Here is a 12,533-nt window from a genome sequence, read left to right as displayed (position 1 = left end):
CCATGCCCTTTCGATAGGCTTTTTTAATGTGGGGTTTTTTCAGAAAAAGGGGGTATGTGCAATTAACCGGGGATTTGGTGCAATTACGGTCAAATTTGGTGCAATTAGCATGCAAACTGGTGCAATCCTCCGAGGTTCCGGTGCAATTCCTTCGTTTGGGTAAAAAAGGATTACTATGCCCTTTCAGTGGGCTTTTCCAGAAAAAGGGAGTATGTGCAATTAACCGAGGATTTGGTGCAATTACGGTCAAATCTGGTGCAATTAACATGCAAACTGGTGCCATCCCCCGAGGTTCCAGTGCAATCCCCTCACCCAGACAAAAATTTGAACATAAACCACCCATTCTCCACACAAAATTCTCCATTATTTTCAAAAAAATACTGATTCTTACACCTTTTTTTCCTATAATAGAGAGTAGAAGATTTGGACGAATAAATGAGGTGTAAATATGTTACGTGGTTTTTATGCGGCGGCATCTGGAATGTTAACTCAGCAACGGAAAACGGAAATGTTGGCCAATAATATGGCAAATGCAAATACGCCTGGCTTTAAAGCGGATCAGTCGGCGTTCCGGGCTTTTCCGGAAATGCTGTTAAACAGAATGGAGCAACAGGACGGCCTCACACCAGCAACATCACGGACGATTGGTTCCCTGAATACAGGCGTCTATATGCAAGAAGCGATGCCGAATTTCCTTCAATGCGATTTAAAAGAGACGAGCTTGAAGACAGACATGGCGTTATTGGATGTGAGTCTTCCGATAAATCCTGAAACCGACATAAAAGGAGCGGTCTTTTTTACAATTGAAGGGCCAGGTGGAGAACCACGCTATACGAGGAATGGAAATTTTGCACTAGATGGTACAGGGTATTTAACGACAGCTAGTGGTGGATATGTATTGGACCGATTAGGGAATCGGATAGTGCTAGAAAATGACCATTTTACGGTAAACGAAGAAGGCCGAATTCTTGTCGATGGAGTGGAGGCCGCCAGACTCGGCATTGCCTATAGTGATCAGCCGCTTACGATGGCAAAAGAAGGGGATGGGCTGTTCCGTTCAAATTCTGTGCTTGTGGATGCTGATAATGTGGACGGAGTAAATTTTAAAATACAGCAAGGATTTTTGGAACAGTCTAATGTTGACACAGCTCAAACGATGACCGAGATGTTGACGGCTTATCGTACATTCGAGGCAAACCAGAAAGTTTTACAAGCCTATGACATCAGCTTACAAAAAACGGTCAATGAAGTTGGAAAAATCGGTTAAGCATAGAGTAGGGGCAGTTTTTCCATTATAAAAAACAGGGGATTCCATACTCGTAATGAAACAGGAGAACCGTCCCCATGTTTCACCCGTCTAGGGAGGGAAGAAAGTTGAATAGAATGATGATTACGGCACCGAATACGTTAAGTCAATTGCAGAAGCAGATGGATGTGATTGGTCATAATGTCGCGAATGTGAGGACGAACGGATATAAAGCGCGAACGACGACGTTTACGGATTTGCTTTTTCAGCAATTTGAAACTGGATCAGAGGCGGCCCGGGAAGTTGGAAGATTATCACCGAATGGAGTCCGTCAAGGGGTAGGTGCTAAGGTAGCGCAAGCTCAAGTGGTCATGACGCAAGGGAGCCTTGAAAATACAGGTCGGGCGCTTGATCTTGCTTTGACAAAAGAGGGGCAGTTCTTTCGAGTTTCTGTGCAACATGAGGCAGGTCGTGAGATTCAATACACAAGAGATGGTGCTTTTTACTTAACCACTACTTCTGAAAATGAAGTCATGATGGTCACAAGCAGCGGGCATCCTATTTTAGACGAAAATAATGAGCTAATTGTCATAAATGGACAAGCTAAAGAATACAGGGTTGACGAAAGCGGCACGATCAACGTACACTTGGAAAATGACGATCAGCAAGTCTTCCAATTAGGCGTCAGCCAAGTAGAGAAACCACAATTTTTAGAGCTAAAGGGAAATAACTTATTGGGAGTTCCAACGAACATGGGAGAATTAAACGTAGGAATCGAGGAGATCGTAACTGATTTAACCGATGATCAAGTCTCACTGAAGCAAGGGGCATTGGAGAAATCAAATGTGGATGCAGCAAAAGAAATGACCGATTTAATCGGGGCCCAGCGCCTTTATCAATTTCAGGCACGTTCCATTAACATGGCTGATCAAATGATGGGACTCATCAATGGAATTCGCTAAAAGGGGAAAAGATCAATGGCAATGAATGAAAATAGTCGCGAGGCTTTAAGACTTCAAAAAGAAGAAGAACAACAACCGGAAAAACAGGATAAAATCAGATTGCGTCTTATTCCAATCTGGCTTCGAGTTCTGATTGTTTTCGTACTCATTCTATTCAGTATAATGGCAGGAGCCGCAGTAGGGTATGGGGTACTTGGAGATGGAAATGCGCTCGACGTTTTTAACCGCTCAACATGGACTCATTTGCTCGACTTGGTTGAGAAAAAATAAAGGGGCATGGTTCTCGTGTTTCAAACCGCATGCTTTGTCATAAACATAGGATCTCGTGTACAATAAAGTGAAACTTCCATCAGTGGGGGTTTTCTTTCATCCCCACTGATGAATGCATGAAACACGAGAACTGTCCCCCTGTTTCAGATAAAATTAGGAGGTTATACATATGTTAGATATTACGCAGATTAAGGAAATTATTCCACATCGTTATCCGTTTTTGTTGGTTGATCGAATTTTGGAAGTTGAGGAAGGGAAAAAGGCGGTCGGCATTAAAAATGTTTCTGCAAATGAAGAATTTTTTAACGGCCATTTTCCTGAATATCCAGTTATGCCGGGGGTGTTAATTGTTGAAGCCCTTGCCCAAGTCGGTGCTGTAGCGATGTTAATGAAAGAAGAAAATCGTGGCCGTCTTGCTTTTTTTGCAGGAATTGATAATTGCCGTTTTAAACGCCAAGTCGTTCCTGGAGATGTATTACGCTTGGAAGTAGAAATGGTTCGCCTGCGCAGCACGTTTGGAAAAGGGAAAGCAATTGCAACGGTTGACGGTGAATTAGTCTGTGAAACCGAAATTATGTTTGCGCTTAGCGATAAAAAAGAATAAAAGGTAAAATTCGAGTTCAGTGCGAAATGGCTGGACTCTTTTTTTGTTTTGGGTACTAAATATTTAATTGAGGCTTAGGATTCAAATCGTTCCAATTAAGTTTAGCCTCAGCGATCTATGCACTGTTTAACAGGATTTTAATCAGCAAGCTTTAATAAAAAAAATAGACACAATTCCGACGAGGCGAATTTGATTTTCAATTCTGGGTAACCTATTAACGACCGAATGGGGTCTAGATTAACAATGGAAGGGGTTTTCCCATGAATCGTAAATTATTAACTTTAGTTGGTAGCTCATTGTTATCAGTCATGTTATTAGGTGCTTGCGGGGATGATCAAGATCCACCACCAGAAAACAATAACGGTAATCAAATGGATGACAACGGTGGCAACAATAACAATGGAAACAATGGTGAAAATGATGCCGTTGAAAACAACCTAAACGATGACAATAACAATGACACAAACCGCAATGACAACGCCGACATTGGAGATAATGATAATAATGACATTAATACTAACAATGATGGTGATCCGTCGACTGATCACAACACGGAAAGAGAAGAAGTCGTTGAAGACCAACGTGACATGAATGATGAAAACAACAAGGATAAATAAAGAAAAAAAGCTGTCAGACATATGAATCTGACAGCTTTAACTTTTATCAGGAAAATATCCGACAAGTTGGCGGAATTCAAACTCGGACTTAATAATGTTAATGCCACGATTTATAAAAAGGAATTCTTTGAGCGAGCTCATAAGGATAAGGTCCACCCCAAATACGCCCAAGTCTTATTTAGTTCATCATTTTTGAACGGGTGTAATTGTTGGCTTCGTGATCATCTTTACTCTGAACTCTTGAAGCAGCTTCTCACCTGTCAATCCTTTTTCAATCAAATGCCTTAATAACAGCTCTGCGTATGTATTTGAGTTTTTCACAGAGCCGGAAAACAGCAAGCTCATTTTATCATCGCTGAGCTTATTAATTTTAAGAGATCGACTGAAGAAAAAAGCAGGGTCATTTTCCCGACGTGAAATGATAATCCGGAGGGTCGTTTGATCGCTCCTTTTCAATAAATTGCTAAAATATTCGAGGTAGTCGGTTGATACATAAGCTTCTAGTAACCAAGTGCGCGTGTCATTTTCCTTGTTAATTACAAGGCCCTCTAACAGATGAATATCCTTTAATCCATCGTCCTCTACAACATGCAACGAGATTAACTTAAAGGTCTTCATCCACTCCACCTCCATTTTGTAAAAATTATATCATAAAGGGAAGAAGAATTTATGTAAAAATTCAGAAAAATATTTTTTGTTATTTTGCCGATAATTAGGAAATGTGTGTGAACTCTCATAATATATTATATTAAAACGAATGAATAAACTCATTATTAATGAAAAAGGAGCGGAGAAAATAATTTTTGGTGATTTTACATTGGCAAGTTGATTGAGGTATGATGGGGCCAATAAGAGAGAGGTGGGAAGAGAGTATGATGAATCAAGTGATATTAGTGGGAAGGCTGACAAAAGTCCCGGAATTGCGAATTACGCAAGAAGGGACATCTGTAACGAGTGTAACCGTCGCAGTGAATCGGCAATTTCGCAATCAACAAGGAGAAATCAACGCCGATTTTGTGCAATGTACGTTATGGAAAAAAATAGCCGAGAACACGGCCCAATATTGCCGGAAAGGCTCATTGGTGGGAATTACCGGCAGGATTCAAACCCGAAATTATGAAAATAAAGAGGGAAAACGTGTGTATGTAACAGAAGTCGTAGCGGAAACCATCAAATTCCTTGATAGCCGACGGCAAAGTGAACCTGCAGATCTCCAAATGGAACCAATCCAAGTAGCCGTTGGGAAGGAGGGATAAGCCATGTCAACGATCCCAAAAAATGAAATCGAACGAATGGAACTTCTACTAGAAAGCCTCATCCGCATGCAAGGTTCGCTCAACGCCAAAACTGATTTTCTCAATCACAGACTTAACTTAGTAGAACAAGCTCTTCAGCAACTGCCACAACAAGACAACCAACACCTTGTTTTAAAATAATCGTCTCAAAAAAAGTTTTATTGAAAAATGTGTACCCCGTTATTATTTATATAAATGTAAGCCCTTACAACCAATCCTTCTTAGATAGAATCAATGACTCCCTCGCAAAACTCCCTCACCTTAGCGCCTGCTGTTACCGCAGGCGGTTTTTTTGTTTAAAAGTGTATGGACTTAATCGAAGAAAAGTAGACGTAGAGTCTGAAGAAGACGCAGGTTCGGACGGGAATAGGTAGCATTTGAGTTTGGGGTCCGAATAAGGCGTGGATTCGGACAGGACTAGGCAGGAAATGGATCTTGGAGTCCGAATAAGGCTTGGATACGGACAGGAATAGGAAGAAAATTGAGCAAGGAGTCCGAATAAGGGGTGGATACGGACAGGACTAGGTAGGAAGGTGAGCGTGGAGTCCGAATAAGGGGTGGATACGGACAGGACTAGGTAGGAAGGTGAGCGTGGAGTCCGAATAAGGGGTGGATACGGACAGGACTAGGAAGAAAGTTGATCATAGAGTCCGAATAAGACGTGGATACGGACAGGACTAGGAAGAAAGTTGATCATAGAGTCCGAATAAGACGTGGATACGGACAAGAATAGGTAGAAAATTAAGCAAGTAGTCCGAATAAGGCATAGATACGGACAGGAATAGTTAGGAAATTGATCGTGGATTCCGAATAAGACATAGATACGGACAGGAATAGTTAGGAAAGTGATCAAGTAGTCCGAATAAGAGGTGGATACGGACAAGAATAGGTAGAAAATTGAGCAAGTAGTCCGAATAAGGCATAGATACGGACAGGGATAGTTAGGAAAGTGATCAAGTAGTCCGAAAAAGGCATAGATACGGACAGGGATAGTTAGGAAAGTGATCAAGTAGTCCGAAAAAGGCATAGATACGGACAGGAATAGTTAGGAAAGTGAGCAAGTAGTCCGAATAAGACATAGATACGGACAGGAATAGTTAGGAAATTGAGCAAGTAGTCCGAATAAGGCTAGGATACGGACAGGAATAGGTAAGAAATTGAGTGTGGAGTCCGAATAAGACGTATATACGGACAGGACTAGGCAAGAAAGTGATCAAGTAGTCCGAAAAAGGCATAGATACGGACAGGAATAGGCAGAAAAATGAGCAAGTAGTCCGAATAAGGAGTGGATACGGACAGGATTAGGTAGGAAAGTGATCGTAGAGTCCGAATAAGGCATAGATACGGACCGGACTCGGTTCTCCCCTTAACCCAAACCCAAAAAAATCCGCCTACTAGGTAGACGGATCCAAGAAATTAAAATACGAACAAAATCACAAAGAATAATGCCATAATAATGATTCCAACTGGCAGACCGAAGACGGCCCATTCTTTACTTGTGATATTTAATTTGCCTGCAGCGATAATGTTAGGAATGTTTCCTGGAATCAACATCCCGCCTGCAATCAAGAGACCAAGAAGAATCGCGCGAATCGTTTCGCCATCCATAGCCGGGCTAACCTCTGCAGCAGCAAGGGTTGCGTTATCAAGAACAGCCGAAATCATATTAATCCAATACAATAGGGCTGGGCTTAAGCCAAGGATGTATGTCTCAATCAGTGGTTCGAAACCGTGTCCTAAGAATGTTAACCCCATTACAAATAGATAAATTTTCGCGGCGCGAATGATAATTTCTTTATAAGACTCAGCAGGATTTTCGGCCGTTAATGTATCTGAACTTGGGTTTGTCTTAACAAAAAATATAGAAATAATTCCTAATACAATGACGGTTGGAATGACTTCAGGACCAATCAGTCCCATTAAATACCCGAAGTCCTCTCCCATTTTACTAACTACAATGGTTGAAAGTGGCTCACCAATCGGTGTTAACGCAGCACCTAAACCAATCGAAAAACAAGCTAAGATCGTAATACGAATTTCAGATTGGCGTTCAAGCGGCAATACATTCACAATGATAACAAGAATAATGGCGGCAATAATGGCCGTAATAATGCTTGAAGCCAACCCTAACACGATGACCATTAACCCGAGGAAGATTCGAGGGGTTAGAGCCTTACTGGTCGCTAAGATTGCTTTTTCCAATGGTACTTGCGCCCACTTTGTAATTAAACCTGCGATGAGAACCGCTAATGTGATTTGAATCGGATCAATCAAGGCCTTTTCTATTAAATCCATGTTCATCATGCCGCTCACAATAGCCGCCGCAATGCCCATAATAAAAAGGAAGACTTCTAAGTTGTGTTCGACTTTTTTTACGGTAAAAGGTAAAAATAGTACTAAAATTAAGATAATAAATAATCCAATCATGTGACCAAATTCCTTTCTATGAACTTTATCAAAATTCGTCTCGTCGAATATGCGCCCGGATTAACACCTGTGCTTGTTCGATAAAAAACATTTAAAAAATCCGAGGCATCCGCCGGAGGCATAACTTCATTCAGCCAGGGGTTGAAACCACACTAAATCAGAAAATTCGGCTGCATTTATTTCTTAAATTTAGAAGTGGCTTCTGTACCTGTCGCAAGCTTTCGGTACAAAAAACATTTGTTGAATGAAGTAAAAAAACTTTTATCTATTATAACATTAATGAAGGAAAGTTAGTTCGATAATCTTGAAAAATCTAGTTTTTCAAAGATATTACACTATTTAAATAGGTAATATGGTGAAAATTCAATTAGGAGGGGGTTCATTCATCTTCACCAATGGTAGCTCAAGGTCTGCAGCATGCTGGTCACACAGATGTTGCCGTAGGCGGATTAGTTTTTGTTCAACAAGGTAGGCCAAATAAAAGAGCAGCCCCTTCATAAAGGTAGCTGCTTCAATGTAAAGGATAAGAGAGATCCCCTTCCTGAGGATCACCCTAAATGGATCAAGTCCCGAAGCTCATCCGTGGAAAGCTCGGTAATCCAGTTATCACTTTGAATGATTTCATCGTTCAATGCCTGCTTTTTATCTAGCATTAAATCAATTTTTTCCTCAAGTGTGCCTGTGCAAATGAATTTATGAACGTGAACAAACCGTTCCTGGCCAATACGGTAGGCGCGGTCGGTCGCTTGATTTTCAACAGCCGGGTTCCACCAACGGTCATAGTGGATGACATGATTGGCTGCCGTTAAGTTTAAGCCCGTGCCACCAGCTTTCAGCGACAGCAAGAACACCGGAAATTCTCGGTTTTGGAAGCGGGTGATCATTCTGTCCCGTTGCTGCTTTGGTACACTTCCATTTAAAAATGGAACCTCTACATTAAATTCATCTTTCAACACTTTTTGAATCATATGGCCCATTTCAATATATTGCGTGAAAATTAAGCAGCTTTCCTCTTGGTCGATTACTGTACCAATAATTTCCTGTAACTTCTCAAGCTTTGCTGAACGCTCCACTAAGTTTGTTGGCCGTTCTTCTTTTAAATACAAAGCTGGATGGTTACATAATTGCTTCAAGCGGCTTAACATTTGTAAAATAAGGCCTTTGCGCTCAAAGCCAGTGAACCTTTCGATATCAGCTAACGTGTCTTTCACCAATTGTTCATACAACGAAGCCTGTTCAGCGGTTAATGGACAATATTCTTTTTGCTCCAATTTATCCGGCAAGTTCAAGGCAACATCTTCGTCCTTTTTCGTTCTCCGTAAGAGGAACGGCCGAATCAATGATTGCAGCTGGCTAATTTTGGGCTTTTCATTATCTTTTTCAATCGGAACTACAAACCGCTTCTGGAATTGGCCGAGACTGCCGAGATAGCCATGGTTTGTGAAATCAAAGATCGACCATAACTCGGATAGCCGGTTTTCCATCGGGGTTCCAGTCAAGGCGATATGGTGCCGTCCTGTTAACTTTCTGACCGCTCGAGACTGTTTCGTGCCGGCATTTTTAATATTTTGTGCTTCATCGATCGCAATGGAACTCCAAGTCAGTGACTCAAATTCAGCAAAGTCTAGATGGCACAAACCATAGGAAGTCAGGACCACTTCTGCCTCTGTAGCAGCTTTTGTAAATTCCTCGGCCTTCAACCGGTTTGATCCATAATGAAGGTAAACCGATAAGCTAGGGGCAAATTTCTCTAACTCTTTTTGCCAGTTTCCGAGAACCGATGTCGGGCAAATGATCAGAGCAGGACCGGCATCTTCTGCTTCTTTTACTTTTAAAAGATAGGAGATGAGTTGAATCGTTTTTCCAAGTCCCATATCATCGGCTAACGTTGCACCAAAGCCGTAGCGGCGCAGGAACAACAGCCAGCTCATCCCAAGCTGTTGATATGGCCGCAATTCACCCTGCAAAGAGTCTGGCACCTCTTCTAGCGGCAACTTATTGAAATCCCGTAAGCCTTTGACCATTTGCCGCCAATTTCGGTTTAATTCAATTTGAATTTTTCCCATTGCAAGCGGGTCATCAAGATCTTCGACTTCGCCATTTTCATCACCAAGAAGTTCCTGTTCGATAATATCACGGACATGAATACCTTCTTTTTCCGCTCGCTTCATTAGTTCTTGAATTTGATGGATAAAACTTGGGTCCAGTTTAATCCAGCGGCCGCGAATGTAAACGAGTTTTCGTTTTTCTTCGACGAGACTGTTGAATTCATCTTCTGACAAGTCCACACCATTCATGGAAAAACGCCAGTCATAATCAAGCACAGCCTGTAAGCCGACAAACGATTGACGGTGACTGGCGGTCGTTCCTTTTACCTTCGCCTTCACCTTTAGGTTGGCCGATTTCATTGCTTGCCACCAGGAAGGGAGGAGGATATCAACCCCTAAGGCAAGCAGTGTTTCACTGGCCTCGGTTAGGAAAATCCATGCTTCTTCTTCCGTTAATTTATCTGTTAGTCCTTTGTCCCCTTGGAGCCACGGGAAAAGACGAATCCAGCGCTGCTCTTCGTGAGGAATTCCTTCCAGATGAGGAAGCCAAGACTTTACATAGCCACTTTCATTTCCATAATCAACGACAAGAGAAGGGTTCTTTTTGTCACGCAGAAACACTTCCAACGACCAAAAGTCACTAATATCCGCTGGTTCCTCAAGTTTCAATCCGAGTGTAAATGGGAGAGGGTCATCCGTAATCCCCATCCAAACGCGAAAACTTTCTTCATCAAAGAAAGCTGCCAACTGATGGGGAGAGAGGGTTCCTTCGCGTAAAGTCGTGATTTTTTCACCAAATGTCACTTTTAACTTTTCATTTTGATTCAAATAATCGTTCAAAGCCTGGTTGAACCAGTTTTTCACGAACGAAAGAACTTCTTCCCTTTCCCAAAACTCGGCGGTGAATTCATCGATAACACGATCAGGCAGACTCCAACGAAATTGATCTTGTTCCCAAGCGGAAAAGTCAGGCATCCATTCTTTTTCAAGGATGGCATCATGAATCGTATGAGCTGAGGCGAGGCAAATTTCGGCCGTCTCATCCCAATCCCAGTCAATCATACGGTTGAACTGATCATGGGCAAAAAGGGTTGCTAGCTGCCAGCCGTTCAAGACAATTCCTTCGACCCCATCCACGGTCATTGTTTCAACCATCGTGCCGTAAAAAGTTTCTCGATGATAATTAAACAGTAAATACTGCCAAGTCGATGGGGGATGAGTTCGTTCCTTTTCATTAATTGCACTTATAAAAAACCGGTCTTCTCCCAAATCAGTTACGTTAATTCGGATATATCGTGTTTTAAGCATCAATCAGTTTTCCCCTTTTACATTCTTCTTGGAAGGCACGCATCCGTTTCGTTCGGAATAAAAGCAGGTCAAAGTACTGCTCCCATTCATCAAGACGCTTCACTTTTTTATAAAGCGTGCGAAGCTTCTTTAACTTCCGTACAGCTTGGCGGTAAGACGCCCGATTTTTCCCATCAAGATCGGCTTGAATTCCTTGGTGATAAAGAGGAAGGAGAATCTCAGGTGCCTCTGTTTGCAGTGTTTTCAACGTATCCTTTGACAAGGACTCAAAAGTAAACCCGTTATATGTCTGTAATTCCATCCATTTCTGATACTCTTTTTTTTCAAAAAGAAAGTCTTGGTAATCGTAAAAGCTATAGGGAAGGGTATGAATATAGGCACGTTCTAGTAAATCTGGACGATTGTGTTCTGTACAATACGGCCCAATGGCTCGTAAGGCCATATGCATAAATTGCCGTGAGCCGAAATAGGTTCCATGTGCGCTTAAATAATCCTTCATTAACCCAATAAAATGATGAATATAAAACTCCATCTGTTTCGCGTTAAACAGATCAAACCAATAGAAAAAATAAGGTGTGATGTTAGCATCACAGGCAAGGATCTCTTCCTTGACCTCCTCATCATTTCCGAGGAGGATGTTTAAATGAATCAATCCGACCTTAACCGATAATTGAAGGGAAGCGTGTTGAGTGAGCTGGGCTGCCATTTCCTCACGCCATGTTCGGTTTTTAAATAAATCGGTCCATAAGCGACGGAATAAATGAATTCGTTCAAAATCCACGCTGGCCTCTTCCGTAAGAAGCTGAGCAGTCTCATCCTTTAATTTTTCAATAAATTGATCAAAAGCAAATGGACGGGACTGGACGGATAATTTATAAGTTAATTGTTCAGTATCATCAAGTATATTTTGAAAAAGATGGCGGTAATGATGGTTGATTATTGTTTCATCATGTTCTAATTCCGTACTTAGGCGTAACAGCTTTTGAAATGAAACGACTCTCGCCACAAGCATATATAAATTTCTCCATTCCATCTCGAGAGGAGCAGCGGCAACGACTCGCCGTTCATAAACAGAATAGAGTTCATTGATGAGATACGGCTTTGGATCGCCATTTCCGTTCATAAGCAGATCAAAGCTTTCACGAAAAGAGTGGGTCCAATTTTCATAATTAGGCTCTGCTGGGCCTTTGCCTTTTAATAAATCCTTCGCCCGCCCAATATGGAGTGTCTGGGCTTGCTTTTGTTCACGAAGCGGCTGGCGCCATGCTTCCACCCAAGCCGAAACGGAATTGCCGCGGGAAAGCAGATGAAAAAAGGCAGCCATTTGATGACGGCAAATTCCATCTCCAGGACATGAGCATTCGCTTAAATAAGGAATGTTGAGGTCCAACTTAATTTTCGCTGGCGTCACATCCTGAACGATCCCAGTTACGATTTCATCTTTCTCCAATTTCAATTGAATGACTGAGCCTTGCCGGTACAAGATTAGTCCCTTTTGCACGACTGCCGCATCATCTGCAAGCTCAGGCTTTAACCGCTCTTTCCAATCATTCGAAAACCACTGCAACGGCTCAACTAAACGCTCCGGAATCAACTCCACAACACCACCTCCTTAAAAATCCATATTCTTTTATTATACAATTCCTTTGGGAAGGTGCAAACAGGGGAAATGAGGAAACGGTTCTGGGTTACTTTTGAAACACGGAATTGTTTAGGGTGGAAGGAGAATGGAAAAAAAGATCTTCATACCGTCGAT

At 41.9% G+C, this 12,533-nt stretch carries 11 protein-coding genes; 7 read left to right on the top strand and 4 right to left on the bottom strand.

Annotated features, from left to right (window positions below; genetic code table 11):
- Nucleotides 1–448: 448 nt before the first annotated feature.
- From R4Z10_RS19925 to R4Z10_RS19905, 5 genes are all read left to right on the top strand, one after another.
- The gene (locus R4Z10_RS19925) at nucleotides 449–1,267 is read left to right on the top strand and encodes a flagellar hook-basal body protein (protein WP_338471012.1); all 819 of its coding nucleotides are present in this window, start codon (nucleotides 449–451) and stop codon (nucleotides 1,265–1,267) included.
- 116 nt (nucleotides 1,268–1,383) lie between these two features.
- Nucleotides 1,384–2,208 carry a flagellar hook-basal body protein gene (locus R4Z10_RS19920; RefSeq protein WP_338473287.1) on the top strand — a complete coding sequence of 275 codons (825 nt, stop codon included), beginning with the start codon at nucleotides 1,384–1,386 and terminating at the stop codon, nucleotides 2,206–2,208.
- A gap of 15 nt (nucleotides 2,209–2,223) precedes the next feature.
- The gene (locus R4Z10_RS19915; protein WP_338471011.1) at nucleotides 2,224–2,478 is read left to right on the top strand and encodes a DNA-directed RNA polymerase subunit beta; all 255 of its coding nucleotides are present in this window, start codon (nucleotides 2,224–2,226) and stop codon (nucleotides 2,476–2,478) included.
- Between the two features lie 169 nt (nucleotides 2,479–2,647).
- Nucleotides 2,648–3,082 carry a 3-hydroxyacyl-ACP dehydratase FabZ gene (gene fabZ, locus R4Z10_RS19910; RefSeq protein WP_338471010.1) on the top strand — a complete coding sequence of 145 codons (435 nt, stop codon included), beginning with the start codon at nucleotides 2,648–2,650 and terminating at the stop codon, nucleotides 3,080–3,082.
- 260 nt (nucleotides 3,083–3,342) lie between these two features.
- Nucleotides 3,343–3,699 (top strand): hypothetical protein, encoded by a 357-nt coding sequence (locus tag R4Z10_RS19905; protein ID WP_338471009.1) that lies wholly within the window; start codon nucleotides 3,343–3,345, stop codon nucleotides 3,697–3,699.
- 186 nt (nucleotides 3,700–3,885) lie between these two features.
- On the opposite strand, the gene R4Z10_RS19900 is transcribed toward R4Z10_RS19905, so the two are convergent.
- The gene (locus R4Z10_RS19900; RefSeq protein WP_338471008.1) at nucleotides 3,886–4,317 is read right to left on the bottom strand and encodes a YwpF family protein; all 432 of its coding nucleotides are present in this window, start codon (nucleotides 4,315–4,317) and stop codon (nucleotides 3,886–3,888) included.
- 254 nt (nucleotides 4,318–4,571) lie between these two features.
- On the opposite strand from R4Z10_RS19900, the gene ssb reads away from it, so the two are divergent.
- Both ssb and R4Z10_RS19890 read left to right on the top strand, forming a co-directional pair.
- Entirely contained in the window at nucleotides 4,572–4,955 is a 384-nt protein-coding gene (gene ssb, locus R4Z10_RS19895) for a single-stranded DNA-binding protein (RefSeq protein ID WP_338471007.1), read from the top strand.
- 3 nt (nucleotides 4,956–4,958) lie between these two features.
- On the top strand, nucleotides 4,959–5,135 hold the full coding sequence (locus R4Z10_RS19890) for a hypothetical protein (RefSeq protein WP_338471006.1): 177 nt from the start codon (nucleotides 4,959–4,961) through the stop codon (nucleotides 5,133–5,135).
- Between the two features lie 1,275 nt (nucleotides 5,136–6,410).
- Here the strand turns inward: R4Z10_RS19890 and R4Z10_RS19885 are convergent.
- The 3 genes from R4Z10_RS19885 to R4Z10_RS19875 all read right to left on the bottom strand — a co-directional run bounded on the left by R4Z10_RS19885 (nucleotide 6,411) and on the right by R4Z10_RS19875 (nucleotide 12,377).
- Nucleotides 6,411–7,421, bottom strand: a complete 1,011-nt coding sequence (locus R4Z10_RS19885) for a DUF1646 family protein (RefSeq protein WP_338471005.1) — start codon at nucleotides 7,419–7,421, stop codon at nucleotides 6,411–6,413.
- Nucleotides 7,422–7,969: 548 nt separating this feature from the next.
- Nucleotides 7,970–10,777 (bottom strand): DEAD/DEAH box helicase, encoded by a 2,808-nt coding sequence (locus R4Z10_RS19880; RefSeq protein ID WP_338471004.1) that lies wholly within the window; start codon nucleotides 10,775–10,777, stop codon nucleotides 7,970–7,972.
- Nucleotides 10,770–12,377, bottom strand: a complete 1,608-nt coding sequence (locus tag R4Z10_RS19875; protein WP_338471003.1) for an SWIM zinc finger family protein — start codon at nucleotides 12,375–12,377, stop codon at nucleotides 10,770–10,772. Before R4Z10_RS19875 ends, R4Z10_RS19880 begins: the two co-directional genes overlap by 8 nt.
- Between the last annotated feature and the right edge of the window lie 156 nt (nucleotides 12,378–12,533).

The organism is Niallia sp. XMNu-256 (assembly GCF_036670015.1).
Classification (GTDB): Bacteria; Bacillota; Bacilli; order Bacillales; family Cytobacillaceae; genus Bacillus_BD.
Note: the sequence above shows the minus strand (reverse complement) of the source record. Positions and strands in the feature narration are given on the sequence as shown.